This window comes from Maribacter sp. BPC-D8, assembly GCF_035207705.1.
Classification (GTDB): Bacteria; Bacteroidota; Bacteroidia; order Flavobacteriales; family Flavobacteriaceae; genus Maribacter.
Window position 1 is genome coordinate 3,239,397 of sequence record NZ_CP128187.1, and the last position, 26,246, is coordinate 3,265,642.

Annotated in this window: 23 protein-coding genes; 19 read left to right on the forward strand and 4 right to left on the reverse strand. The window is 36.1% G+C overall.

What is annotated here, in order from left to right; genetic code table 11:
• The 15 genes from QSV08_RS14220 to QSV08_RS14290 all read left to right on the forward strand — a co-directional run bounded on the left by QSV08_RS14220 (position 1) and on the right by QSV08_RS14290 (position 15,487).
• Positions 1–2,748: a T9SS type B sorting domain-containing protein gene (locus tag QSV08_RS14220; RefSeq protein WP_324024183.1), complete on the forward strand. Its 2,748-nt coding sequence runs from the start codon at positions 1–3 to the stop codon at positions 2,746–2,748.
• A gap of 175 nt (positions 2,749–2,923) precedes the next feature.
• Positions 2,924–5,662, forward strand: a complete 2,739-nt coding sequence (locus QSV08_RS14225) for a T9SS type B sorting domain-containing protein (protein WP_324024184.1) — start codon at positions 2,924–2,926, stop codon at positions 5,660–5,662.
• A gap of 131 nt (positions 5,663–5,793) precedes the next feature.
• The gene (locus QSV08_RS14230) at positions 5,794–6,636 is read left to right on the forward strand and encodes an endo alpha-1,4 polygalactosaminidase (protein WP_324024186.1); all 843 of its coding nucleotides are present in this window, start codon (positions 5,794–5,796) and stop codon (positions 6,634–6,636) included.
• Positions 6,637–6,681: 45 nt separating this feature from the next.
• Positions 6,682–7,008 (forward strand): DMT family transporter, encoded by a 327-nt coding sequence (locus tag QSV08_RS14235; protein WP_324024187.1) that lies wholly within the window; start codon positions 6,682–6,684, stop codon positions 7,006–7,008.
• A 115-nt stretch (positions 7,009–7,123) separates the two neighbouring features.
• Positions 7,124–8,911: a tetratricopeptide repeat protein gene (locus QSV08_RS14240; protein WP_324024189.1), complete on the forward strand. Its 1,788-nt coding sequence runs from the start codon at positions 7,124–7,126 to the stop codon at positions 8,909–8,911.
• Between the two features lie 75 nt (positions 8,912–8,986).
• Positions 8,987–9,619, forward strand: coding sequence for a DUF4286 family protein (locus QSV08_RS14245; protein ID WP_324024191.1), 633 nt, complete (start codon positions 8,987–8,989; stop codon positions 9,617–9,619).
• A 20-nt stretch (positions 9,620–9,639) separates the two neighbouring features.
• Complete coding sequence (gene rsmA / locus QSV08_RS14250) at positions 9,640–10,506, forward strand: 16S rRNA (adenine(1518)-N(6)/adenine(1519)-N(6))-dimethyltransferase RsmA (protein ID WP_324024193.1); 867 nt, start codon at positions 9,640–9,642, stop codon at positions 10,504–10,506.
• A complete protein-coding gene (gene mgtE / locus QSV08_RS14255) occupies positions 10,493–11,845 on the forward strand; it encodes a magnesium transporter (protein ID WP_324024195.1) in 1,353 nt (450 codons plus the stop codon). Before rsmA ends, mgtE begins: the two co-directional genes overlap by 14 nt.
• A 117-nt stretch (positions 11,846–11,962) precedes the next feature.
• Positions 11,963–12,328 carry a cupin domain-containing protein gene (locus QSV08_RS14260; protein WP_324024197.1) on the forward strand — a complete coding sequence of 122 codons (366 nt, stop codon included), beginning with the start codon at positions 11,963–11,965 and terminating at the stop codon, positions 12,326–12,328.
• Positions 12,329–12,338: 10 nt separating this feature from the next.
• Positions 12,339–13,283, forward strand: a complete 945-nt coding sequence (locus tag QSV08_RS14265; RefSeq protein ID WP_324024199.1) for a 2-hydroxyacid dehydrogenase — start codon at positions 12,339–12,341, stop codon at positions 13,281–13,283.
• 1 nt (position 13,284) lies between these two features.
• Positions 13,285–13,740, forward strand: a complete 456-nt coding sequence (locus tag QSV08_RS14270; RefSeq protein ID WP_324024201.1) for a DUF1801 domain-containing protein — start codon at positions 13,285–13,287, stop codon at positions 13,738–13,740.
• 6 nt (positions 13,741–13,746) lie between these two features.
• Positions 13,747–14,133, forward strand: a complete 387-nt coding sequence (locus QSV08_RS14275) for a VOC family protein (protein WP_324024202.1) — start codon at positions 13,747–13,749, stop codon at positions 14,131–14,133.
• A 55-nt stretch (positions 14,134–14,188) separates the two neighbouring features.
• Positions 14,189–14,572: a TM2 domain-containing protein gene (locus QSV08_RS14280; RefSeq protein ID WP_324024203.1), complete on the forward strand. Its 384-nt coding sequence runs from the start codon at positions 14,189–14,191 to the stop codon at positions 14,570–14,572.
• 79 nt (positions 14,573–14,651) lie between these two features.
• Positions 14,652–14,975 carry an ArsR/SmtB family transcription factor gene (locus tag QSV08_RS14285; RefSeq protein ID WP_324024205.1) on the forward strand — a complete coding sequence of 108 codons (324 nt, stop codon included), beginning with the start codon at positions 14,652–14,654 and terminating at the stop codon, positions 14,973–14,975.
• 11 nt (positions 14,976–14,986) lie between these two features.
• Positions 14,987–15,487: a GNAT family N-acetyltransferase gene (locus QSV08_RS14290; protein ID WP_324024207.1), complete on the forward strand. Its 501-nt coding sequence runs from the start codon at positions 14,987–14,989 to the stop codon at positions 15,485–15,487.
• Position 15,488: 1 nt separating this feature from the next.
• On the opposite strand, the gene QSV08_RS14295 is transcribed toward QSV08_RS14290, so the two are convergent.
• The 3 genes from QSV08_RS14295 to QSV08_RS14305 all read right to left on the reverse strand — a co-directional run bounded on the left by QSV08_RS14295 (position 15,489) and on the right by QSV08_RS14305 (position 19,158).
• On the reverse strand, positions 15,489–17,309 hold the full coding sequence (locus QSV08_RS14295) for a lysophospholipid acyltransferase family protein (protein WP_324024209.1): 1,821 nt from the start codon (positions 17,307–17,309) through the stop codon (positions 15,489–15,491).
• 81 nt (positions 17,310–17,390) lie between these two features.
• Positions 17,391–18,638, reverse strand: coding sequence for an aspartate kinase (locus tag QSV08_RS14300; RefSeq protein ID WP_324024211.1), 1,248 nt, complete (start codon positions 18,636–18,638; stop codon positions 17,391–17,393).
• Between the two features lie 37 nt (positions 18,639–18,675).
• Complete coding sequence (locus QSV08_RS14305; protein WP_324024213.1) at positions 18,676–19,158, reverse strand: GNAT family N-acetyltransferase; 483 nt, start codon at positions 19,156–19,158, stop codon at positions 18,676–18,678.
• A 107-nt stretch (positions 19,159–19,265) separates the two neighbouring features.
• Between QSV08_RS14305 and fbp the strand changes: the two genes are divergently transcribed.
• Positions 19,266–20,276, forward strand: a complete 1,011-nt coding sequence (fbp, locus tag QSV08_RS14310; protein ID WP_324024215.1) for a class 1 fructose-bisphosphatase — start codon at positions 19,266–19,268, stop codon at positions 20,274–20,276.
• Between the two features lie 50 nt (positions 20,277–20,326).
• Here the strand turns inward: fbp and QSV08_RS14315 are convergent, their stop codons facing one another.
• On the reverse strand, positions 20,327–20,749 hold the full coding sequence (locus QSV08_RS14315) for a TerB family tellurite resistance protein (RefSeq protein WP_324024217.1): 423 nt from the start codon (positions 20,747–20,749) through the stop codon (positions 20,327–20,329).
• A gap of 102 nt (positions 20,750–20,851) precedes the next feature.
• Between QSV08_RS14315 and QSV08_RS14320 the strand changes: the two genes are divergently transcribed.
• From QSV08_RS14320 to QSV08_RS14330, 3 genes are all read left to right on the forward strand, one after another.
• Positions 20,852–21,880, forward strand: coding sequence for a ligase-associated DNA damage response exonuclease (locus QSV08_RS14320; protein WP_324024219.1), 1,029 nt, complete (start codon positions 20,852–20,854; stop codon positions 21,878–21,880).
• Positions 21,881–21,950: 70 nt separating this feature from the next.
• Positions 21,951–23,693 carry an ATP-dependent DNA ligase gene (locus QSV08_RS14325; RefSeq protein ID WP_324024221.1) on the forward strand — a complete coding sequence of 581 codons (1,743 nt, stop codon included), beginning with the start codon at positions 21,951–21,953 and terminating at the stop codon, positions 23,691–23,693.
• A 50-nt stretch (positions 23,694–23,743) separates the two neighbouring features.
• Complete coding sequence (locus tag QSV08_RS14330) at positions 23,744–26,215, forward strand: ligase-associated DNA damage response DEXH box helicase (RefSeq protein WP_324024223.1); 2,472 nt, start codon at positions 23,744–23,746, stop codon at positions 26,213–26,215.
• Positions 26,216–26,246 lie beyond the last annotated feature (31 nt).

Sequence of the window (26,246 nt, forward strand, 5' to 3'; positions counted from 1 at the left end):
ATGAGATTTTGCTTATTATTCTTTGCTCTAACATTTGTGCATTTATCACAAGCCCAGGTTACTCCGGCAGAAAGAGCAGCATTATTAGCCTTTTACAATGCAACTGATGGTCCAAATTGGTTTAGCGAGAATGATGCTGACACAACAGACGATTGGGATTTTACTGGCCTTGTAACTGACGACTGGAAGGGTCTAACAATCTTTGGCGGCAATGTGATAAGTATTAACATGAATCCTAATCAATTAATAAGTGAAGCAAATAATCTAACAGGCACAATACCCGATGAAATTGGTGATTTCACATCTTTAAGGATACTTAATTTAGCAGGCGAAAACCTTTCGGGAAATTTACCTGCCAGCCTCTTTGATTTAACCGAGCTTTCCTATCTCAATTTAGTGGCCAATAATTTATCTGGAGAAATACCAGGCGAGATTTCTCAATTAGTTAACCTGGTGAATTTATTACTTACTGGTAACAATCTTGATGGTGAAATACCAGTTTCAATAACAACCCTTAACAATCTTGAAGCTATAGAACTTTCTGCCAATGAATTAACAGGAGAAATTCCGTTTGAATTGACTAACATGCTTCAACTAGTAACTCTAAAACTTGGCTCAAACCAGCTAACAGGTTTTATATATCCAGAATACGAAAACCTTGTTAATCTTGAAACCTTTTATTTATTTGGCAATTTACTTACCGGGACTATTCCTCCAGAAATCGGTAACATGACAAGCTTAAGGTTTTTAAATATTGGGAGAAACGATTTAAATGGTACACTACCAGACAATCTTGGAAACCTGAGTAATTTAGAGTTTATGGACATTAGTTCAGCTAATATCTCTGGAAGCATACCAGAATCGTTCGGAGACCTTACTCAGTTGCAAAGTTTGCGTCTTTATGTAAATGAACTAACAGGTACAATACCGGCTTCACTTGCCAATCTAACGCAACTAAGATATTTTGAAGTTCTTAACAATAATCTATCAGGTGAACTATCCCCTGACTTTAGTAATTGGACTCAATTACTAACTTTTAAAGCTGGATCAAATGAACTTACAGGCACTATACCTGAAAGCTATGCTAGTTTTACTAATATGACCAATTTCGAAATATCTTATAATAATTTTTCAGGAGAATTATCTCCTCTCTTTTCAAACTGGAATAATATTTCATTTTTAAATATACGTGATAATGAATTTAGTGGCGAACTACCAGATACCTATTCCAGTTGGACTAATCTAGAAATATTCAATATAGGTCACAATCAATTCAGCGGTCAACTATCTCCAGATTTTGCTAATTGGACCAATGCTCAAGGACTTAATTTTCAATACAACCAATTTGAAGGTCCAGTACCAGATTTCACAGCTGTTCTCACTGACGAGATTCAAGGAGAATTCATACAAATAAACAATAACAGGTTTCAATTTGGAGATTTTGAAGATGAATTTGATTATTATAACCAAGAACTTTTTGGGTTTTTCTATAATGATCAAGCCAAAGTAAATGATATTGAAACTTTTGATAATTGCGTAGGTTCTAGCATAACGTTATCAACTATAGTCAGTGGTACGGAAAATGTTTATCAATGGTTCAAAGATGGCTCACCCATATCAGGGGCAAACGATGCAGATTTAATACTTGATCCATTAAGTGTAACAGATGCGGGAGTGTATACTTGTGAAATTACCAGCACCATAGTAACAGACCTAACCTTAGAACGAAATCCGATTACAGTAAGCGTTAACGATAACGCCCCTACCGCCAATGAAATAGATAATATAACAGCGTGTGATTTGGATGGGGACGGATTTGCCGTTTTCCCTATTAATCTAGCGAATTTAGAATCTCAAATAATAGGAAGTCAAACAGGATTGACAGTTTCCTATTTTGATGCTACAGGTAATCTTCTAGCTCTAACCGACGACTTTACCAACACCATACCTAACACACAAACCGTAATCGTTCGTGTTACCAATTCAAGCGGTTGCGAAGATGAGACTTCGTTTAACCTAACTACCACAACACCTGCCACCGCAGAACAATTTGACGACACAACAGCATGCGGAAGTTTTACGTTGCCAGAATTAGATTTAGGCAATAATTACTATACACAACCCGATGCCGAAGGCACTCAATTACAGCCTGGAGAAAATATCACCACAACACAGACCATTTATATTTATGCAGGTGTAGGCGATTGTTCAGACCAAACTAACTTTACGGTCTCCATAGAACCACTTCTAACGGTAGATGAATTGGATGATATTACAGAATGTGGCGTATTTACATTACCACAATTAAACAACGGTAGTTACTACACTCAAAGTGGTGGTACAGGCATTTTAATGAATAGCGGCGAGGCAATAACACAAACCCAGACCATTTTTATTTATGACGAGAATGATACTTGCTTTGCCGAATCTACTTTTCAAGTAACCATAGATTTTATTGCTTGCGAAAATTCTGATGAAGCTATAAAATTGAAGTTTCCCAATTTCTTTACCCCTAATGAAGATGGCGCTAATGATGTATGGGAGGTTAACCAAGACTTCTTCACCCTAGAGGGCACAGTTACCATTTATGATCGATATGGAAAACTCCTCTATCAATTCGACGCCAAAAATGGTGGTTGGAATGGCACTTTTAATGGTAGAAGACTTACAGCAACAGATTACTGGTATAGGTTTGTTGAAAAAGAAGGAAATACAATTGTTACTGGACATTTTTCCCTTATTATATAATTTATAATCATAACTAATTTTTACCTAAAACATTCATTTAAAAAACAACCCATCTTTAAAAATCAAATCACCTAGTGAAAATATTAGTTGATTTATATAGAATAAGATTTCATAGATTACATTAGTAATCCTCTAATAATTAATATTTAAAAAAGACAATTTCAATTATCATTTTATGCGATTATTTATTTTTCTGCTTCCCTTTCTTTTTATTAATGTATTAGTCTCTCAAGTTACCCCGGCAGAAAGAGTAGCACTTCAAGCCTTTTATAATGCTACAGATGGTCCAAATTGGATTAGCGAAAATGATGCAGACCTTACTAATGATTGGAATTTTGCAGGACCAGTAACTGACGACTGGTATGGTTTAACTGTAGTTGGCGGCAATGTTGTTGGCATTGACATGAACCCTACAAATACTAATATAAGCTCAAATAATCTTACAGGAGAGCTTCCCAACGAAATAGGAGACTTGGCTTTTTTACAAGTTCTTGATGTAGGCATACAAAATCTAAGCGGGCAAATACCCGATAGATTAACTGAGTTAACCGAACTAAGATATCTACGATTAAAAGCAAACCAGTTTACCGGTCCTATTCCAGATACTATTGATAATCTTACAGAACTCGTTTTTTTAGATTTTGAAAACAACGAATTTAATGGTGAAATACCGGTAACAATTTCTCAACTAACAAACCTTCAAACATTAAGACTTAGAGGTAATCTATTAACTGGAGAAATACCAATTGAAATTACCGACATGATTAGCTTAAGAATTTTACGTTTAGGCGTAAATCAATTTACCGGTTATGTATATCCCGAATACGGCAATCTTATCAACCTTACAGAACTAGGTCTAGGAAATAATCAACTTACGGGTGAGATACCAATTGAACTTCAATCTTTAGTTGAATTGAGGATTCTAATTTTATCATTCAATGAGCTAACAGGCGGATTACCCGTTGAATTAAGGACACTAGTAAATGCTGAATACATAAATTTTTCAAATAATAACTTAACAGGAATTATACCAACGGAATATGGGGAATGGATTAGTATGATAAATCTTGTTATGGCAGGCAATCAACTAACAGGTCAAATTCCTGAAAGCTTTGAGAACCTTACTAATTTACAATACCTTGATTTGGGGGGCAATGAACTTAGCGGTACCCTTTCCCCTTCTTTTTCAGCTTGGACCGATATCATAACCTTAAACTTGGGACAAAATCAATTTTCAGGTAACATTCCAGATAGTTATGCCTCTTTTTCTAATTTAGAAAGATTGACTTTAAGCGACAATCTCTTTTCTGGAGAATTATCTCCGTTATTCTCTCAATGGTCAAGTATCACTTCTGTCTATTTGAACGATAATGATTTCAACGGAGAAATTCCAGACACTTATTCCGCATGGGTTACTCTAGAGTCACTAGTAATTGTAAATAATCAATTTGGAGGTGAATTATCTCCATCATTCAGCAATTGGTCAAGTGCAAGTTATCTCCATTTTGGAGAGAATTTTTTTGAAGGCAATTTACCCAACTTTACCGGAGTGCTTTCTACAAACGATATTCTAAATATAAATGATAATAGATTTCAATTTGGCGATTTTGAGGATGAATTCGACCATTACGATCAAAATATTCTTGGGTTTTCAGATGCAGACCAAGCCAAAGTAAATGATATTGAATTTTTTGATAATTGCGTAGGATCTAGCATAACGTTATCAACTATAGTCAGTGGCGCAGCCAATGTTTATCAATGGCTCAAAGATGGCTCACCCATATCAGGGGCAAGCGATGCAGATTTAATACTTGATCCATTAAGTGTAACAGATGCGGGAGTGTATACTTGTGAAATTACCAGCACCATAGTAACAGACCTAACCTTAGAACGAAATCCGATTACAGTAAGCGTTAACGATAACGCCCCTACCGCCAATGAAATAGATAATATAACAGCGTGTGATTTGGATGGGGACGGATTTGCCGTTTTCCCTATTAATCTAGCGAATTTAGAATCTCAAACAGTAGAAAGCCAAACAGGTTTGACAGTTTCCTATTTTGATGCTACAGGTAATCTTCTAGTTCTAACCGACAACTATACCAACACCATACCTAACACACAAACCGTAACCGTTCGTGTTACCAATTCAAGCGGTTGCGAAGACGAGACTTCGTTTAACTTAATTACCACAACACCTGCCACCGCAGAACAATTTGACGACACAACAGCATGCGGAAGTTTTACGTTGCCAGAATTAGATTTAGGCAATAATTACTATACACAACCCGATGCCGAAGGCACTCAATTACAGCCTGGAGAAAATATCACCACAACACAGACTATTTATATTTATGCAGGTATAGGCGATTGTTCAGACCAAACTAACTTTACAGTCACCATAGAACCACTTCTAACGGTAGATGAATTGGATGATATTACAGAATGTGGCGTATTTACATTACCACAATTAAACAACGGTAGTTACTACACTCAAAGTGGTGGTACAGGCATTTTAATGAATAGCGGCGAGGCAATAACACAAACCCAGACCATTTTTATTTATGACGAGAATGATACTTGCTTTGCCGAATCTACTTTTCAAGTAACCATAGATTTTATTGCTTGCGAAAATTCTGATGAAGCGATAAAATTGAAGTTTCCCAATTTCTTTACCCCTAATGAAGACGGGTCTAATGATGTATGGAAGGTTGACCAAGACTTCTTCACCCTAGAGGGCACAGTTACCATTTATGATCGATATGGAAAACTCCTCTATCAATTCGACGCCAAAAATGGAGGTTGGAACGGAACATTTAATGGTAGAAGACTTACAGCAACAGATTACTGGTATAGGTTTGTTGAAGCAGAAGGTAACGCTATAATTACAGGTCACTTCTCTCTTAAGAGATAAACCAACCCTAAAAACCACATCTATTTCTTTAAGACCAGCACATTCTAAAAGAATACATTAAAACTGGTTTCAGTTGTATTGATATTGAAAACATCTTTTAAAACTTCACATTTATCGTAACTTCGATAAACATGAAAAAAATTATCTCCCTCCTACTAGTATGTATAATAGCTTCTTGCAATGAAAGTGATGACAACCTCAACTTAGAAGAAATCAATTCTCCCGAAGGTTCATCAAATGCTATTGCCGTTTTCAATCACGCCTATATTGAAAATTACGAAGTAGATCAAGTAGCCTACATTGCTTTAAATGCTACAAATGCATATGTATTAGTTGACCCATTCGAAGATGACGTTGCAGAATCAATAGCTGAAATTAAAGCCAACGGAAATCAATTAGCAGCCTATATCAGTATTGGTACAGGTGAAGATTGGAGAGATGATTTTAATGAACTTCAACCTTTTTTAACTACCGAACAATGGGCTGAGTGGCCAGGTGAATATTTCGTAAACACTACTACAACCGGAATAATCGATGTCATGAAAGCTCGAATTGATAAAATTGCCGATTTAGGTTTTGATTGGATAGAGTTTGATAATATGGATTGGGCATTGTATGATGACACGCGAGAGACATATGGTATAGAAGTTTCGAAAGAAGAAGGAATTGCCTACTATCAAGAACTTTGCAATTATGTACATGAAAAAGGAATGAAGTGTATGGCTAAGAACTTCGTTGAAAACGCAGAAGATTTTGATGGTGTCACTTATGAATCATACAACGATGAGAAAAATTGGTGGGATACCTCTGGAGCTCAAAGTTTTTTAGATGACGAAAAACTAGTCGTTATAATTCATTATAACGAAAGTAATTGCAACCAAGTTTATGCTGATTACCAAGCGATTTACAATGAAGATCTTTCATTTATCTGCGAAGACACCACAACAAAAAAGTACCTTCATTACAATGAATAAATAAAAGAGAATATCGACCTTTACTTTTACTAAATCTATACAATTATGAATTGGGCACTATTAATAATCGCCGGTCTTTTTGAGGTAGTCTTCGCCTTCTGTTTAGGCAAAGCCAAAGAAACTACAGGCAATGAAATGTACCTGTGGTATATTGGGTTTTTAATAGCACTCGCAATAAGTATGATACTATTAGTGAAAGCGACACAAACATTACCAATCGGTACTGCATATGCCGTATGGACAGGGATTGGTGCCGTAGGCACAGTGTTAGTCGGTATATTCGTATTCAAAGAACCAGCTACTTTTTTACGCATACTTTTTATTACCACATTAATTGGTTCTATCATAGGTCTTAAAGTAGTATCGCATTAATGAGATAGTCATTACAAGTTTCGCTCACTAAAAATTAAAATTATTATCACATAAAATCAAGTGCTTGTTAGCATCTACTTAACAACAACTTACTGCATTCTATGTATATTTGATTATGCGCTTCATCTTTTTCCTAATAACATATTTAGCACTGTCTACATTCGCCTTTGCCCAAGATGATTTCTTGGCTAAGCAATATTTTGCTGATGGTGATTTTGAAAAAGCTGTTGTTTTTTATGAAAAGCTCGTAGAGAAAAACCCTAGAAGAACGGAATACGTTCAAGATTTGGTTGCTTGCTATCAGCAATTAGAACGCTACCAAGAAGCTGAATATTTTTTAAACCAACGTCTAAAAGACCGAAATCCCTACCCAACATTATTAATAGACTTAGGTTACAATTATGCCCTTCAAGAAAAAGAAGAAATGGCACAAACCTATTATGACAAAGCCTTAGATATCATCTCTAAAAATCCTAATTATGGATACGCAATAGGCCTACAATTTCAAAAATACAGTCTTTTAGACATGGCTATAAAAGCCTTTCAAACATCAATGAAGCTAAATCCGGCATTGAACTTCAACTTTCAGCTTGCTAGAATTTATGGGGAACAAGGCAATGTAGAAGCGATGTATAATTCATATCTAAATCTTGTTATTGATGGTAAAACATCTAAATCGAATATTCTAAGAAGTATTGATGATTTCATTTCTGAAGATGCGGAAGACAAAAACAACATCCTATTAAAAAAAGTACTCTTAGAGCGTGCACAAAAGAATCCTGATATTCTTTGGAACGAACTTTTAAGCTGGCTGTTCGTTCAGCAAAAGCAATACGGCAGTGCGTTTAGGCAAGAGAAAGCCATTTTCAAACGCATGAACGGTAGCTCTACCACTCGCTTAGAAAACTTAGGCAATGATGCCCTAGATAATGAAGAACATGAAGTTGCCAAAGATATTTACAGTTATATTATTGAAAATACAAGTAATAAAATAACACAGTTAGATGCCGAATTGAACCTTATTGATATTGAACTATTAAATGCTTCTGGCAATCAATTAGATGCTATTCAAAAAAAATACGATGCTTTAGTAGATGAGTATGGCTACAAAACGCAATCGTTACAACTTCAAGTAGCCTATGCTAATTTTCTAACGTTTACAAAGAACGATCCGGCACCTGCAGAAAAATTACTGAAAAATAGCTTAGAGTTACCATTAAGCGACAGAGGTACCGCGTATTTAAAATTAGCATTAGGTGATATTTTGGTCTATGACAAAAAGTTCAACGAAGCACTCATCTACTTCTCACAGATTCAGCAAAAACTAAAGAACGATGTTCTTGGTCAAGATGCCCGCTATAAAGTAGCACAAACTAGTTTCTACAAAGGAGATTTCGATTGGGCTTTAACACAATTAAAGGTATTGCGAAGTTCTACCTCGCAACTAATTGCCAACGATGCCATGCAGTTGAGCTTGTTGATATCAGACAATTCACTTGAAGACTCTACGCAAACTGCTTTAAAAAAATATGCAAGAGCCGACTTTTTAGCCTACCAGAATAAAACCGATGAGGCAATAACGGCATTGGGCGATATTTTAGAAAATCATAAAGGAGAAAAAATTGAAGACGAGGCGCTTTTAAAACAAGCGCAATTATTTGAGAAGCAAAAGAAATACGAAGATGCACAACTAAACTATCAGAAAATCATCACATTTTACGGTAATGGAATTCTAGCTGATGATGCCTATTATGCTTTGGGTGAATTGTATAGAAAAGTATTGAACGACCCTCAAAAAGCAAAAGAGCAGTACGAGAAGATTATTTACAATTATCAGGACAGTTACTACTTTCCTGAAGCCAGAAAGAACTTTAGAATTTTAAGGGGAGACGCCATAAATTAAAATCGCACGTTATCGAATTCATTATAAGACCTAGTTGAACTAACTTTGCATTTCAAATAGAACTTGATATAACCCATGTATATATATAACGTTACCACGAATATAGAAGAAACTGCACATGAAACCTGGTTGCAGTGGATGAAAGAAACTCATATTCCACAAGTGCTATCAACTGGTAAATTCTTAAGCGCAAAATTCTCAAAAGTATTAGTTGAAGAAGATATGGGCGGCTTCACTTATTCGGTACAATATACTGTAAAAGACAAAGCTACCTTAGAAAGATACTATGAAGAAGACGCACCTGCGCTAATAGAAAGTATTCAGAAGAAGTTTGCTGGTCAGCTGGTATCTTTTAAAACCGAATTAGAAGTGGTAGATGAATTCTTTGTTCAAAGAGCAACTGCCACACACTATCTATTTACATACGGAACTTTACAAGAATTAGAAGTACAATTGGGAGTTTTCGCAAGACCTTTAAACGGATTCGAAGACGAATTACCTTTATATACATTATCTGACATAAAAGTCGCTGACCTCTACCCTACTTTACAGCACACAGGAGTTAAGGAAGATGCCATAAAAGGACAAGTTTATACCCTATCTCATCAAGAATTACAAAAAGCAGATAGGTACGAAGGTGAAGCTTACGAGAGAATTGAAATTCAATTAGCTTCAGGAAAAAATGCTTGGGCATATATTGCAAAATAAGGCACCGTTAAATTAGAGCTATGGGAACGAAAAGAAAGAAGAATAAAGGTGATAAGTATGCGCATAAAAAGCAATACGAAAAAGGTCCTGTAAAAGCAAAGAAATACCTAGGTCAACACTTCTTAAAAGATGAGGACATTGCCCGACAAATAGCCGAAACACTATTACAACAAGATTATAAGAATGTAATAGAAATTGGTCCGGGTACTGGGGTGCTTACTAAATACCTTCTTTTAAGAGATAGTAATTTAGTGGCTATGGATTTAGATACAGAGTCTATCACCTACCTCAACGAGAACTTTCCGTTAGAACACCCAAAAGCATTTGAAGGTGATGGCACTTTTAAAGTCATTGAAGCCGATTTTTTAAATTATGATACCTCAACCCTTTTTGGCGATGAGCAATTTGGTATAACTGGCAACTTTCCATACAATATCTCTACACAGATAGTTTTTAAAATGTTAACCCTTAGAACTCAAATACCTGAATTTTCGGGGATGTTTCAGAAAGAAGTTGCGCAACGTATTTGCTCACCAGAAGGCAGTAAGGCATACGGCATTCTTTCGGTTTTGGTACAAGCTTTCTATGAGGCAGAATATCTTTTTACCGTTGAACCAGATGTTTTTGATCCTCCGCCAAAAGTACAGTCGGGCGTGCTACGATTAACCCGAAAAGCAAATTTTGAGCTTTCTTGCGATGAGCAACTTTTGTATCGTGTGGTAAAAACTGCATTTAATCAACGTAGAAAGACATTACGTAACAGTTTAAAAACATTTACATTATCAGATAAGTTAAGAGAAGATACTATATTTGACCTTCGACCAGAACAATTGGCGGTCGACGATTTTATAGCATTGACGAACAAAATAGCAGATGACACCCTTTAAGCTAACCAAAGAATTTGTAGTAGAAATAGAGCAGCTCATTGAACAGAACAATGATGCTGAACTTAATTCTATGCTAGGTGCTGTACATTATGCCGATGTCGCCGAAATCATTAATGAATTAGATAAGGAAAAAGCTACCTATCTAATAAAGTTATTGGATAGTGACAAAACCTCAGATGTACTTACCGAGTTAGATGAAGACGTTCGTGAAGCTATATTAAGTAGTCTTTCTACAAAAGAAATTGCTGGTGAACTAGAAGAATTAGATACCGATGATGCTGCTGATATCATTGGCGAGCTACCTAAGGATCAGATACAAGACGTTATCTCTAAAATTGAAGATAGGGAACATGCGAAAGACATCGTTGATCTATTAAGATATGCAGACGATTCTGCTGGCGGACTTATGGCAAAAGAGCTTGTAAAAGTCAATGAAAACTGGAATGTGCTTACCTGTGTAAAAGAAATGCGGGCACAGGCAGAAAATGTTACGCGTGTACATTCTATTTACGTAGTCGATGACGAAGACAAGCTAAAAGGAAGATTATCGTTAAAAGATTTACTGACCACTTCAACCAAATCTCATATTAAAGACGTTTTTATAAAGAACGTAGATTCTGTCAACGTCAACGAAGATCCAGAAGAAGTGGCGAGAATAATGAGTAAATATGACCTTGAAGCCATACCTGTAGTTGATGAAATAGGCAGACTGGTGGGTCGTATTACCATTGATGACATTATAGATGTTATAAAAGAAGAAGCTGAACGCGATTACCAAATGGCAGCGGGTATATCACAAGATGTAGAAGCAGATGATAGTATTTGGGATCTTACAAAAGCACGCTTGCCGTGGTTAATTCTAGGTCTTTTTGGTGGTGCAGGGGCAGCGGTAATTATGGGAGGTTTTGAAGAAATGTTTCGCGAATATACCGTGTTATTCCTTTTTACTCCGCTTATAGCCGCAATGGCAGGCAACGTTGGGGTTCAGTCTAGTGCTATTATTGTTCAAGGTTTGGCAAATGATGATATTAAAGGAAGTATAGGTAGCCGATTGATTAAAGAAATGCTTTTGGCTTTACTTAACGGATTTATTCTTTCGTGTTTATTATTGATTTTTACATGGATATGGAAAGGAGATTTCCCTACCTCATTGGCAATTTCAATTTCGCTAATTGCAGTAATCGTAGTAGCAGGATTCATTGGTACTTTCGTTCCTTTATTTTTAGACAAAAGAGGTATAGATCCTGCCATAGCAACCGGACCTTTCATTACAACCAGTAATGACATATTCGGTATTTTAATCTACTTCTCTATTGCAAAATTGATTTTAGGCATTTAATAAACAGCTCATCTTCTTTTTAGAATAGTAGTGCTTTGCGTATCTTACTATATCAAATTTTACATTCACAAAAAACAAACGACCCTTTTATCCTAAAACAGGATAAAACGAACACACATGAAAAGTATTAACCTAAGAGAAAAGTATGATCATGTAAATGATTTTTGGCATCCACACCAAATAGGTATTGTTGACAATATGCAAGTGCTATTGGCAAAAATCAAAGGTGAGTTTGTGTGGCATGCACATGAAAATGAAGACGAACTTTTTCAGGTTGTAAAGGGCACGCTTTATATGCAGTTTCGAGATCGCACAGAAGTTGTTCAACAAGGTGAAATTATTATAGTACCCAAAGGTATTGAGCACTGCCCCATGACCAAAAATAATGAAGTGGTACAACTCATGTTATTTGAAAAATTAAGCACCGCACATACCGGTAACGTTAAAGACGAAAAAACACAAACAGATTACCCCAAAATATAATTAAGCATAAATGAAAGTATTACACGTAGATATAAATCACCCACTAATAATTGAGCAATTTTCTGAATTAGGTTTTCAAAACGATGAAGATTATAGCTCTACAAAAGAAGAAATCGAAGCCAAAATAGAAGATTACGACGGACTCATAATTCGCAGTAGATTTTCGATAGATGCTGCATTTTTAGACAAAGCAAAGAACTTGAAATTTATAGGCAGACTAGGCGCCGGGCTAGAAAATATAGATACCCAACACGCTAAGTCGCTTGGTATATTTCTTGCTGCCGCACCCGAAGGCAATCGTAATGCTGTAGGCGAGCATGCTTTAGGTATGCTTTTATCGCTGTTTAATAAACTGAACGCAGCAGACAAAGAAGTTAGAAGCGGAAAATGGAATCGTGAGGGCAACCGTGGCATTGAGCTAGAAGGCAAGGTTGTTGGTATTATCGGCTATGGTAATATGGGTAAAGCATTTGCTAAAAAGCTAAAAGGTTTTGACGTAGAAGAAGTAATTTGCTACGATATTAAAGGTGGTGTAGAAGATGAAAATGCGCGTCAAGTAGGTATTATAGAATTTCAAAATAGGGTCGACGTCATAAGCTTACATGTACCGCAAACAGAATTAACTATAGGTATGGTCGATTCAGAGTTTCTTGAGAAATTTAAAAATCCGATTTGGATTATTAATACCGCCAGAGGTAAATGTATTATAACTACAGATTTAGTAGATGCCTTAAAATCTGGTAAAGTTTTAGGAGCAGGATTAGATGTGTTGGAATATGAAAAAGCATCTTTCGAAAATATGTTCACAGATGATAATTTACCTGAAGCATTTCAATACCTAATTAAATCTGATCAGGTAATACTATCACCCCATGTAGCAGGGTGGACGGTTGAAAGCAAAATTAAATTAGCACAGACTGTAGTAGACAAGATAAAAGCTAAATTTTTGGAGTAGCATGAAATACGAAGCCAAAACACCAGATGAATATATTGCTCAACTACCACAAGAACGCAAAGTGGTAATTGAAAAGCTAAGAGGTATTATTTCAAAGAATTTACCCGTTGGTTTTGAAGAGCTATTAAGTTATGGCATGTTGGGTTATGTAGTACCACATTCATTATATCCGACAAGGTATCATGTGCAAGCAGAACTACCGTTGCCTTTTATTAATTTGGCTTCTCAGAAGAACTTTATAGCACTTTACCACTCCGGTATTTATGCAGACACTGCTCTAATGAACTGGTTCAAGAACGAATACCCAGTTCATTGCAAACACAAGTTAGACATGGGCAAAAGTTGTGTTCGGTTTAAAAGTATGCATGATATTCCCTATGAATTGATTGCAGAACTATGCACTAAAATGACTCCGACAGAATGGATTAGTTTATACGAGAAGAATATCAAAAAATAAATCGATATGAAAAAAAGAGTAACAGGTTTAGGTGGATTCTTTTTTAAAACTAAAGATCCTGATCAATCTAAAAATTGGTACAACAAGCATTTAGGGCTGAATACAGATCAATATGGCTGTACATTTTGGTGGAAAGACAAAGAAGGAAATGATTGCTCAACACAATGGAGTCCCATGAATGCTGATACTGATTATTTCAAACCTAGCCAATCTAGTTTTATGATGAATTTTAGGGTTGAAAATCTTGTAGAACTATTAGAGGTACTAAAAGAAGAAGGAGTTACGGTGGTCGGTGAGATGCAAGAATTCGAATATGGAAAATTCGGATGGATTTTAGACCCCGACGGAAATAAGCTAGAACTTTGGGAACCAATTGATAAAGCATTTCTATGATGTTTAAATAATTACTACTTTTAACACCTATAATAACCACCAAACAACAAAAAAAATGTCAGACGAGAATAAAGATTTTGGAGATAAGGCAGAAGAATCTGCTAAGGAATTTAGCGAAGGAGCTAAAAAAACAGCAAATGAATTTTCTGCAGGAGCTAGAGAAGCTTTCAACGGAGGTCCAGGAGGAGAAAACAAAAAAATGCTTGCTGGAATCTTAGCAATAGTAGTTGGTTCTTTAGGGATTCATAAATTCATTCTAGGATACCAAAAAGAAGGTATTATAATGTTAGTTATTACGCTAGTATTAGGGGCGGTAACTTGTGGTGTCGGTGCATCTGCAATGTGGGTAGTTGGTATCATTGAAGGTATCATATACCTAACAAAATCAGATGAAGAGTTTTATAACACCTACCAGGTAGGCAGAAAGCCTTGGTTCTAAATAACCTAAGCCAGATAAATTATTATCTGGCTTTTTTTATAATATTTATTATCGTAATATTCGAATATATGAATACGAAATGGGAGTTACTAAAACACAAATATTTAATGTAGAACAGAATCAGTTGGCGATTATATTCAAGGTATTGTCAAACCCTGCACGTATTGCCATTTTACAATATATAAGTCAGCAAGATGCGTGTATTTGTAATGACATCGTTGATGAAATTGGTTTAGCTCAGCCAACTATCTCGCAGCATTTAAAAGAGCTCAAGAGTATAGATTTAATTAGAGGTGAAATTGAAGGTAAAAAAGTATGCTATTGCATAAATATACCAAAATGGACCGAAATACAAACGGTATTGAATTCTTTCTTCGACAACACTAAAAGCAACTGTTGCTAAAAAACTTCAAAATGAATGCTATAACTATTAGAACAATGTTACCGACCGATTGGGAGTTCGTTGCCAATATTTACAAAGAAGGCATTGATACTGGCATTGCCACTTTTGAAACCAATGTACCCACTTTTGAAGCTTGGGACAAAGCACATATGAGCACCTGCCGTTTTGTTGCCGAAAGCAATACTGAAATTATGGGCTGGGTTGCGCTCTCCCCCGTTTCTAACAGATGTGTATATGGTGGTGTCGCAGAAATAAGTGTCTATATTTCCAAAAATAGCCGTGGCAAAGGTTTAGGCAAATTATTGTTAGAGCATGTTATAACGGCGAGCGAACAAGAGGGCATTTGGACGTTACAATCTGGTATCTTCCCTACCAATTATGGCAGCATAAAAATACATGAAGCTACAGGTTTTAGAAAGATTGGCAAACGCGAGCGCATTGGTAAATTACACGGTAAATGGGTCGATAATGTGCTTTTTGAAAGACGTAGTAGTGTTGTAGGTATAGATTAAATTACTCCTCAACATCAGTATTTTGAGATTCATGTAATTTTCGCTCTAATTCTGCCTGAAACTCTTCCATAACTGGCTTTACGGTACTTTCCGGTAAATCCGCAATTTTAATATACATTAATCCGTCGACCGAGTTATTGAATAATGGATCCACATTAAACGCAACCACTCTCGCATTCTGCTTAATGTACTTTTTTATTAATACCGGCAAACGCAAATTACCTGGTTCTACTTCATCTATTAAACGATCGAACTTATTTAAATCTGCCTGGGTTTCATCAAAAACAAACTCCTTATCGGCATCTTTCAATTTTACCTTGAATTCCTTTTTAGGTCTTATGTATTGCGCTACATAAGGATCCCAATAATTAGACTTCATAAATTCAATCATCAACGATTTTGAGAAGTTTGAAAACTGATTACTGATACTTACTCCGCCTATTAAATACTTATGTTCTGGAAATCTTAAAGTCGTATGCACAATCCCCTTCCAAAGTAAAAATAATGGCATTGGTTTTTGCTGGTATTCTTTAGTGATATAGGCGCGACCCATTTCAATAGAGTGCTCCATCATATCATACAACTCAGGTTCTACCCTAAAAAGATCTTGAAGATAAAAACCATCAATGCCATGTTTAGGGAAAATTTCAGAACCCATTCCCATTCTATAGGCACCTACAATACATTTAGCCTCAGAATCCCATAAAAAAAGATGATGATAATAACTATCGAAACTATCAAGGTCAATCGCTTTATTCGTTCCCTCACCAATGGCTCTAAAGGTTACTTCACGCTGTCTTCCTATTTCTTTCAAAATAAAAGGCATATCCTTTTCAGTAGCTAGAAAGACTTCATAATTTTTACTCTGAAGCAAGCGACAATCTTTCTCCCTAAGTTTTTCTATTTCTCCTTCCATAACCTCTTTACGAACCGCATCTGCAATTTTCTTAGGTTGCTTAGGTATTTTAAGGGAAGTCGGTATTTGATCTATTAAACGCTCTTTCTCATATGCGTTAGACAGCATATAGGTTTTACGACGCAGAAGATCTGTGTATTCTTCTAAACTCTGTTGTTCTTTTTGGGTAGCGACAGAAATCGGCTGCCCTATTCTCACCTTAATTGGTCTATTTCTTTGCGAAAATACCTGAGAAGGAATCATTGCCGTTCTTAACGAATCTCCTAATTTAGAAATACGGTAAAACAACGAACTATTTTTGGCATGAAAATAAATAGGAACAACAGGCACATCTGCTTTTCTAATCAATTTTATGGCAGCTTCTTCCCAAGGTTTATCTACAATGAGCTTACCATCTTTATGGGTCGAAACTTCACCAGCAGGAAACACCCCTAATACATGACCATTTTTTAAATGCTCTAAAGTTTTTTTGAATCCGGCTAAATTACTTCTGGCATCTTTATGTTCGCTAAACGGATTTACCGGTAAAACAAAAGGCTCTAACGGCTTCATTCTTTGCAATAAGAAATTAGCCATTATCTTATAATCTGGTCGTTGCTTCACCATTAATTTGAACAACAAAATACCATCAATAGCACCCAACGGGTGATTACTTATAGTCACATACGGACCATCTTTCGGCAAACGTCTAAAATCTTCCTCAGGAATTTCATAATCAATTTCGTAAAGCTTTAGAATAGCATTGGCATATTCTTCACCTTCTAAATGGGCAATGCTATCATAATCTCTATTAATTCGAGACAAACGTGTCACCTTCAGTAATACCCAGCCTATAAAAGTACCAAACACTCCGTATTTGGAGAGATTGATAGCATTGGCAATTTCCTTGGCGGTAACTAAACCCATAAATCATCATCGATTAGACTGTAAATATAGGAAAATAGCCTTTGTAGCTACCTATTAAAAATTATTGAAATGACCTTAAAATTACTTCACAACCAACTGTACCGTTTCTGTACCACGTTGTTCTAATAATAACTCATGACCGTTCTGCAACGATTCTAACGCTTTAGTATTAAAATGTCTAATCGTGTATAGGGAAACATTCTCATGATGAGCCACTTTAAACTTGCTTTTTAGTTGCTGTAGAAGTGCATCTAAGCCTCCAAATTTATTATCGATACAAACTGAAAAGCTAATAGCAGAATTTTGAATTAAACCTACCTTTATTTTATGTTGATGAAATAATTTAAATAGCTCGCTAATACTATCTTCAACTATAAAAGAGAAATCAAGAGAAGATAACTTCATTAAAACCTGATTCTTCTTCACTATAAAACAAGGTACTTTTGGCTCTATACCAACACCTTTGCCAACCGTAGTTCCTTTACCTGTAGGATCAATAAATGATTTTACATGAAGCGGAATCTCTTTTCGCTGTAAAGGCTGTAATGTTTTTGGGTGAATTACAGATGCCCCGTAAAATGCTAGCTCAATAGCTTCTCTATAAGATATATTATTAAGCAATTGCGTTTCTTTAAAATACCTAGGATCGGCATTTAAAACACCCGGTACATCTTTCCAAATCGTAACAGAATCGGCATTTAAACAATAAGCTAATATTGCAGCAGAATAATCTGAACCTTCACGACCCAATGTGGTAGAAAAATTATTATCATCACTACCCAAAAATCCCTGTGTAATATTCAATACTTTTTGATCGATCGTAGTAACGTTCTTTTGAGTACGCTCCCAATCTACCGTAGTATCTCTATAATTGCTATCTGTTTTTATAAAGTTTCTAACGTCTAACCAATTATTGGCAATACCTATTTCTTTAAAATAAGCACTGATAATCGTAGTAGAAATCAATTCTCCGTAACCAACTATTTGATCGTAAACGAAGTTATAATTGGGCGATTTATTCCAGACTAAGAAGCCGTTGATTTCATCAACAAGCACCTTTATTTCTTTATAAATAGCATGTTGTGCATTCGGAAATAATTCAGATACAATATCTAAATGATAATCAACCATTTCGGCTACCTTAGATGGTATATCTTTTTTATCATTGAAATAAGCATTTATAATATCTTCCATAGCATTGGTGGTTTTACCCATTGCCGATACTACCAATAACGTATTTTCATACCCTACCTCTTTCAAAACCTCAACTACATTTTTAACCGCATTTGCATCTTTAACCGATGCTCCTCCAAATTTAAAAACTCTCATATATTATTGCTATCTAAATTTTATAGTCCTTTTTGAATTAAGCTAATGCGCTTAAATACTCTTTCATGCCGGTTTCATCTAACTGAACAACATCCCAATCTCTCATTACATTGGCTCCTTTACTTTCATAAAAACCAATTGCCGGTTCGTTCCAATCAATCACTTCCCAACTTATTCGCTTTACACCTAACACATCGCCGTATTTAACAACCTCATTTAAAAGAGCCGTACCTAAACCACTACCACGCATTTCTTCTGTTACAATTAAATCTTCTAAATGAATAACTGGTCCTTTCCAAGTAGAATACCTAGGGTAAACCAAAGCCATACCTACAATTTTATCATTCTTTTCTGCAACAAAACAGTGAAACAATTTCTGTTTACCAAAACCATCTTCCTCTAAATTCTGCACACTCACTTCTACGGCATCGTCTTCCTTTTCAAAAGAGGCGAGTTCTTGAATTAAGTGAAGCACTTGCTTCATATCTTCTCTTTGGGCAACCCTAATTGTATAATCCATAATTGTTACAAATAAAACACAAAGTTATAAATTTAAAAAATGTAATTAAAACGAAAATTGAACGTTTAACAAAATACACGATATTTGTATAAACCATAAACTAAAAGATGTCTCCAAAAAGAAATCAGACCCTAGGGGAGTTTATTATTGAAAATCAAGATTCATTTCAATATTCCTCAGGTGAATTATCAAAGCTTATCAATGCTATTAGATTAGCTGCTAAAGTTGTTAACCACGAAGTGAACAAAGCAGGTCTAATCGATATTTTAGGCGGAGTTGGCGAAACCAACATTCAAGGTGAAGATCAACAAAAACTTGACCTTTTCGCTAATGACAAATTTATTCAGACTTTAAAAAACCGAGAAATAGTTTGCGGTATCGCCTCTGAAGAAGAAGATAGTTTCATTAGTATAAATAGTAATGACGACAATCACCAAAATAAATATGTAGTACTTATAGATCCTTTAGATGGGTCTTCTAACATTGATGTAAATGTTTCGGTTGGTACTATTTTCTCTATTTACAGGCGTATAACTCCCGTAGGTACACCCGTTACCATGGAAGATTTTTTACAGCCAGGTAATCAGCAAGTTGCTGCAGGTTATGTAGTGTACGGTACGTCTACCATGCTAGTATATACAACTGGTGATGGTGTAAATGGCTTTACATTAAACCCGGCATTAGGTACTTTTTATCTATCTCACCCAAATATGAAGTTTCCTGAAAATGGCAGAATTTACTCTGTAAACGAAGGAAATTATGTGCATTTTCACCAAGGGGTAAAAGATTACATTAAGTATTGCCAAATGGAAGAAGACGACAGACCTTACACTTCTAGGTATATAGGTTCTTTAGTTTCTGATTTTCATAGAAACATGATCAAAGGTGGTATATACATGTACCCAAAAAGTAGTGTAAGTCAAAGTGGAAAACTAAGATTGTTATACGAATGTAACCCTATGGCTTTCTTAGCCGAGCAAGCAAACGGAATAGCAATAGGCGGTAAAAATCGTATTATGGATATTCAACCAACAGAACTCCATCAACGGGTTCCGTTCTTCTGCGGAAGCAAAAACATGGTCGAAAAACTACAAGAATTTTTAAATAAATATCATTAATAAAAAAAGGGAGCCTTTAGCTCCCTTTTTTATTTCACTTTTATAAAAGCTTAGTGTTTTACTAAGTATAGATAATCATCGAAATCTATTTTACCACCAAAAATAGCTACAGAACGCTCAATAACAGCATCTGCTTTTTCGTCTGTAAAACCAAGACCAATAGCATATTTCTTAATTAACAATCTTTCTTCATTGTCAATTTCATGATCAGAATATACAATTCTAAACAAGTCGTATAAACGCTCTAATCGTTTCTCAGAATCTGGTGTAGAATCGATAGGATATTTATTTTCTTTCTTAAACACCTCTAAATACTCAGAATCAGTGATATCTAATTTAGTAGCGAAACGGTCTAATAATTTTTTTTCTTCAACGCTAATTTCACCGTCAATAGACGCTAAAGTTGCCAAAGCTGCAAAATGAGCTAAGTTTCTTCTGTGCTCACCGCTACTATATAAATCTGCAAAAGACATATCTTATTTTTTAATTATTGAGCAAATATAAATTTTTTAGAGGTCATAGTTTAGTTTGTCATCAACTTTGTTTGCATGCGAAATTTGTAACTTGTTGTCGCTATGAAAACTCCTCTATTACAATTTACTGCCAATGGCATTTATTGCGAAAAAGCCAAGGTCTATCTTGACCCGTGGAAACCAGTAGACCATGCCATTATTTCGCATGGTCATGCCGACCATAGTCGATACGGTCACAAAAAGTATATTACTCACCATAGAAATGTTCCAATTATTCTACATCGATTAGGTGAAATTAATGTTGAAGGAAAAGAGTGGGGCGAAACTTTTATAATAAATAACGTAAAATTTAGTCTGCACCCAGCAGGTCACATAATTGGCTCATCTCAAATACGAGTTGAGCATAAAGGTGAGGTCTGGGTATTTACAGGCGATTATAAAACAGAAAACGATGGTATCTCTACTCCGTACGAACCTATAAAATGCAACACCTTTATTACCGAATGTACTTTTGGGCTACCAGCTTTTAAATGGACGCCACAAGCAGAGGTATTAGAGAATATTAATAACTGGTGGGCAGAAAATAAAGCTGAAGGCAAAACATCTATTCTTTTTGGGTATAGCTTAGGGAAAGCTCAACGCTTATTAAAATATCTGAATACAGACATTGGTGAAATATACACTCATGGTGCCATTGAGAATATGACCGAGGTATTGCGACCATTAGTAGATTTCCCTAAAACGACTCTTATTACTAAAGAAACGAAAAAAGAACAACTACTTGGCAATATCGTTTTAGCACCACCAAATGCACATGGCAGTACATGGATAAAAAAAATGGTGCCGTATGTAACTGCTTCCGCAAGCGGATGGATGACCTTTAGAGGCGCCCGAAGACGAAGAGCAATTGACAAAGGTTTTGTATTAAGTGACCATTGCGACTGGTCGGGACTTCTAGAAAGTATTGAAGCTACAGGCGCAGAAAAGATCATTACCACCCACGGATACACCGATATATTCTCAAAATATTTACGTGAGCAAGGCTATGACGCCCGTACCGAAGCTACACAATATGGCGAAGAAGATAGTTCATCAACATCGGAAGAAGAAAAAGTACTAATAGAAACTTAAGAATATTTATGCTGAAAATAAATTTAATTTATAATCCAATTAAATACCCCCTTTGGGGGAAAAGGGGCTCATGAAAAATTTTGCTTCACTCATAAAAACATTAGATAGTACCAATAAAACTACGGTTAAGGTACAGGCATTGACAGACTACTTTTTAAAAGCTAACGATGCTGATAAAGTATGGACCATTGCAATTTTATCTCATCGTAGACCGCCACGACCTGTTAATACTACCCTTCTAAGAACTTGGGCATCTGAATTGGCGAATATTCCGCTGTGGTTATTTGAAGAAAGCTATCATATTGTAGGAGATTTAGCAGAAACTATTGCCTTGGTCATACCTGCAGCAAATCAATCTTCAGATAAAAGTCTGACCGTCTTTCTAGAGGAAATGATTGCCTTAAAAAAGAAAACCGACGAAGACAAAAAAGCATATTTATACGAAAACTGGAAAGTACTTAACTATTACGAACGTTTTGTATTTACAAAATTGATTACTGGCGGATTCAGAATCGGAGTAAGTCAAAAACTAATGACCCGTGCATTGGCAAAAGCCACTGAAATAGATGAAGATATTTTAGCCTATAAACTAATGGGTAATTGGGACCCGAACACTATTTCGTTTCAGCAATTGGTACTTGAAGAAAATGAGAGTGATTACCTATCAAAACCCTACCCATTTTACTTGGCTTATGCAATTGAAGGCGAAGCTTCAGATTTAGGTGATGTTGAAGAATGGTCGGCAGAACATAAATGGGATGGTATTCGTTCACAGGTTATTCTAAGAAATGATGAGCTATTTGTGTGGAGTCGTGGCGAAGAATTAGTAACAGATAAGTATCCCGAATTTGAGAAATTCGTTAGCATTATACCTAATGGAACTGTTATAGATGGTGAAATTCTTCCTTATCCTAATGGAACTATTGGCACTTTCAATGACTTACAAACTCGAATTGGTCGTAAAAATATATCCGCAGCATTATTAAAGAAAGTTCCTGTTATTTTAAAAGCTTATGATATTTTAGAGTGGGAAGGAAAAGATATTCGTCAAACACCTTTTATAGAACGCAGACAACTTTTAGAAAAACTATTTAAAGGTGTCACTGAGCGAAGCCAAAGCGAGGTCGCTGAGCGTAGCCGAAGTGTGATTTCGGCTACGCTCAATCATCTGGATTCTGACAAAAAAGACAATAAAAATGTTGACACTACTGAGCGAAGCGGAAGTGCGGTCGCTGAGCGGAGCCGAAGTGATATCCCTCTTCACCTATCCGAAACAATGCATTTTAATTCTTGGGATGAATTGGCTCAAGAAAGAGACCGTTCTCGCGAAATGCATAGTGAAGGACTCATGCTCAAAAGAAAAGATTCTCCCTATTTGGTAGGACGAAAAAAAGGCGATTGGTGGAAATGGAAAGTAGATCCATTAACTATAGACGCTGTATTAACATATGCGATGCGGGGACATGGTAGACGAAGTAATCTATTTACAGATTACACATTTGCTCTTTGGAGAGATAATGAAGAAGGGGAAAAAGAACTGGTAACGTTTGCAAAAGCATATTCCGGATTAACAGATGCCGAATTCAGAAAACTAGATGCTTGGATAAAGAAAAACACTTTAGAGAGATTCGGACCCGTACGAAGTGTTACTCCGCATCACGTGTTCGAAATCGCCTTTGAAGGTATCGCGTTATCAAAGCGTCATAAAAGCGGAATCGCAACTCGTTTCCCAAGAATGTTACGATGGCGAAAAGATAAGAATATTCATGAAGCAAATACACTGGAGGATTTAAAGGCTCTAATACCTAATTAAACAATACTAAAAACTAACTTATATAAACAGATTGCTTCGCTTTACTCGCAATGACTACAAGACAAGAACTTTACGATATCGCCGAAAATTGGTTTCAAGAACAAGATTGGAAACCATTTAAATTCCAAAAAGATACTTGGAAGGCCTTTTTACAGGGTAAAAACGGACTTCTAAACGCTCCGACAGGTAGTGGAAAAACCTATGCACTTTGGTTTCCTATTGTGTTGAATTACATAAAAAACAATCCTGATTATAAGACAAAGCACAAAAAGGGATTAAAAGCTATTTGGATTACTCCGCTACGTGCATTATCCCAAGAAATAAAACAATCTGCAGAACGTATTACCTTAGATTTAGGCACACAAATGACCGTTGGTATTCGCTCTGGCGACACGACTACCAAAGAGCGGGCGCAACAAAAAAAGCAAATGCCCGATTTGTTGATTACTACTCCCGAAAGCTTGCAACTATTACTAGCCACAAAAGGATATGAGAAAATTTTCAAAGATTGTACCGCTATTGTAGTAGATGAATGGCATGAAATTTTGGGCACCAAAAGAGGTGTGCAAATGGAACTTGCTTTATCACGTTTGAAAAATATATCGCCACAATTAAGAATCTGGGGCATATCTGCAACCATTGGTAATTTAGAGCAAGCACGAGATGTTCTATTGGGCATAGAGTCACAAGCACTTGACAACTCCGTTCTCATCAAAGCGAACATTAATAAGAAGATTACGGTAAAAAGTATCATTCCTAAAAAGATGGAAACTTTCCCTTGGCGCGGTCATTTGGGGCTTCATTTATTGGAAGAAGTGGTGCCAATTATAAATAACAGCAAAACTACTTTACTATTTACGAATACCAGAAGTCAGTGCGAAATTTGGTTCCAAAAAATTCTTGAAAAGCACCCTGAGTATGCAGGTGAAATGGCAATGCACCATGGTAGTATTAATAAAGAAACCAGAGTTTGGGTTGAAAATGCCATTCGTAATGAACAGCTAAAGGCAGTTGTTTGCACCTCAAGTTTAGATTTGGGAGTGGATTTTGCTCCCGTAGAAACTGTTATTCAAATTGGCGGACCAAAAGGTGTAGCTCGTTTTTTACAACGTGCAGGGCGTAGTGGTCACCGACCAGGCAAAGAAAGTGTTATCTATTTTCTACCAACACACGCCATTGAACTTATAGAAGCATCAGCGTTACAAAAAGCGGTAAAAATGAATACGGTCGAAGATCGTATGCCCTACCTCAACAGTTATGATGTGCTATTACAGTACTTGACCACTTTGGCGATTTCTGACGGGTTCTACCCAAAAGAAATCTATAAAGAAATAAAACAAACGTTTTGCTATCAAACGCTTACTGAAGAAAAATGGCAATGGTTATTGAACTTTTTGGTAATTGGCAGTCAGAGTTTACAGAGCTACGACGAATACAAAAAAGTAGAGATTGAAGAAGACGGTAAATTTAAAGTGAACAATCGTGGTGTTGCTATGCGGCACCGTTTTCAAATCGGCACCATTGTTGGCGATGTCAATTTAGCCGTCAAGTATCAAAAAGGCGGATATATAGGTTCTATTGAAGAGTTCTTTATTTCAAAATTGAACAGAGGTGATGTGTTTACCTTTGCTGGTAGAAATCTAGAATTCATCAGGATAAAAGAAATGACGGTTCAGGTGAAAAACTCGAACAAAAAAACGAATAAAATTTCTAGTTGGATGGGAAGCCGACTCACCCTATCTGCTCAAATGTCTGAGTTATTGAGAAATGAATTGTATAGTTCTAGCGAGCCAATTAAAAATCAATCTGCAGAAATACGAGCTTTGAAACCTCTTTTTGACCGACAACGAAGAGATAGCATTGTACCCAAACCATCAGAATTTTTAATTGAAACTTTTAAAACTCGAGATGGTTACCACCACCTATTTTATCCTTTTGAAGGTCGTTTTGTACATGAAGCCATGGGCAGTCTGTTAGGATATCGCATTAGCTTGCTCTCCCCTATTACTTTTTCATTGGCATTTAACGATTACGGTTTTGAGCTACTATCAGATCAACCAATAGATATTCAGCAAGTGCTGGATAATGATTTGTTCACCACAGATTTTATGCTCGACGATTTACAGAAAAGTCTAAATGCTACGGAAATGGCGCGCCGTCGTTTTAGAGATGTGGCTATTATAAGCGGTATGGTCTTTACCGGATACCCAAAAAAAGGTATTAAAATGAAGCATCTGCAAAGCAGTTCTCAATTATTATTCGATGTTTTTAGAGATTACGAACCAGATAACTTATTGTTTCAGCAAGCATTTACCGAGACTTTTGAGCACCAATTAGAAGAAGGTCGTCTACGACTTTCATTAGAGCGTATTGCTACACAAGAAATTGTTTGGAAAGCGTGCGAGCAACCCACACCATTTTCTTTCCCTTTGATTACGGAACGTGTGGGGCGCGAAAAACTATCTAGTGAAAAATTGGCTGACCGAATTAAAAAAATGGCTGCATTGTTGATGAAGAAATAAATAACCTTGCCCCCTAACCCCCAAAGGGGGA

Excerpts from the sequence above, each read along its gene's own strand:
- fbp (WP_324024215.1), top strand. The coding sequence starts at position 19,266 with ATGTCTCCAAAAAGAAATCAGACCCTAGGGGAGTTTATTATTGAAAAT.
- QSV08_RS14225 (WP_324024184.1), top strand. The coding sequence starts at position 2,924 with ATGCGATTATTTATTTTTCTGCTTCCCTTTCTTTTTATTAATGTATTA.
- QSV08_RS14230 (WP_324024186.1), top strand. The coding sequence starts at position 5,794 with ATGAAAAAAATTATCTCCCTCCTACTAGTATGTATAATAGCTTCTTGC.
- QSV08_RS14320 (WP_324024219.1), top strand. The coding sequence starts at position 20,852 with ATGAAAACTCCTCTATTACAATTTACTGCCAATGGCATTTATTGCGAA.
- QSV08_RS14330 (WP_324024223.1), top strand. The coding sequence starts at position 23,744 with ATGACTACAAGACAAGAACTTTACGATATCGCCGAAAATTGGTTTCAA.
- rsmA (WP_324024193.1), top strand. The coding sequence starts at position 9,640 with ATGGGAACGAAAAGAAAGAAGAATAAAGGTGATAAGTATGCGCATAAA.
- QSV08_RS14245 (WP_324024191.1), top strand. The coding sequence starts at position 8,987 with ATGTATATATATAACGTTACCACGAATATAGAAGAAACTGCACATGAA.
- mgtE (WP_324024195.1), top strand. The coding sequence starts at position 10,493 with ATGACACCCTTTAAGCTAACCAAAGAATTTGTAGTAGAAATAGAGCAG.
- QSV08_RS14325 (WP_324024221.1), top strand. The coding sequence starts at position 21,951 with ATGAAAAATTTTGCTTCACTCATAAAAACATTAGATAGTACCAATAAA.
- QSV08_RS14305 (WP_324024213.1), bottom strand. The coding sequence starts at position 19,158 with ATGGATTATACAATTAGGGTTGCCCAAAGAGAAGATATGAAGCAAGTG.
- QSV08_RS14290 (WP_324024207.1), top strand. The coding sequence starts at position 14,987 with ATGAATGCTATAACTATTAGAACAATGTTACCGACCGATTGGGAGTTC.
- QSV08_RS14265 (WP_324024199.1), top strand. The coding sequence starts at position 12,339 with ATGAAAGTATTACACGTAGATATAAATCACCCACTAATAATTGAGCAA.
- QSV08_RS14285 (WP_324024205.1), top strand. The coding sequence starts at position 14,652 with ATGGGAGTTACTAAAACACAAATATTTAATGTAGAACAGAATCAGTTG.
- QSV08_RS14300 (WP_324024211.1), bottom strand. The coding sequence starts at position 18,638 with ATGAGAGTTTTTAAATTTGGAGGAGCATCGGTTAAAGATGCAAATGCG.
- QSV08_RS14295 (WP_324024209.1), bottom strand. The coding sequence starts at position 17,309 with ATGGGTTTAGTTACCGCCAAGGAAATTGCCAATGCTATCAATCTCTCC.
- QSV08_RS14235 (WP_324024187.1), top strand. The coding sequence starts at position 6,682 with ATGAATTGGGCACTATTAATAATCGCCGGTCTTTTTGAGGTAGTCTTC.
- QSV08_RS14240 (WP_324024189.1), top strand. The coding sequence starts at position 7,124 with ATGCGCTTCATCTTTTTCCTAATAACATATTTAGCACTGTCTACATTC.
- QSV08_RS14280 (WP_324024203.1), top strand. The coding sequence starts at position 14,189 with ATGTCAGACGAGAATAAAGATTTTGGAGATAAGGCAGAAGAATCTGCT.
- QSV08_RS14260 (WP_324024197.1), top strand. The coding sequence starts at position 11,963 with ATGAAAAGTATTAACCTAAGAGAAAAGTATGATCATGTAAATGATTTT.
- QSV08_RS14270 (WP_324024201.1), top strand. The coding sequence starts at position 13,285 with ATGAAATACGAAGCCAAAACACCAGATGAATATATTGCTCAACTACCA.
- QSV08_RS14315 (WP_324024217.1), bottom strand. The coding sequence starts at position 20,749 with ATGTCTTTTGCAGATTTATATAGTAGCGGTGAGCACAGAAGAAACTTA.
- QSV08_RS14275 (WP_324024202.1), top strand. The coding sequence starts at position 13,747 with ATGAAAAAAAGAGTAACAGGTTTAGGTGGATTCTTTTTTAAAACTAAA.
- QSV08_RS14220 (WP_324024183.1), top strand. The coding sequence starts at position 1 with ATGAGATTTTGCTTATTATTCTTTGCTCTAACATTTGTGCATTTATCA.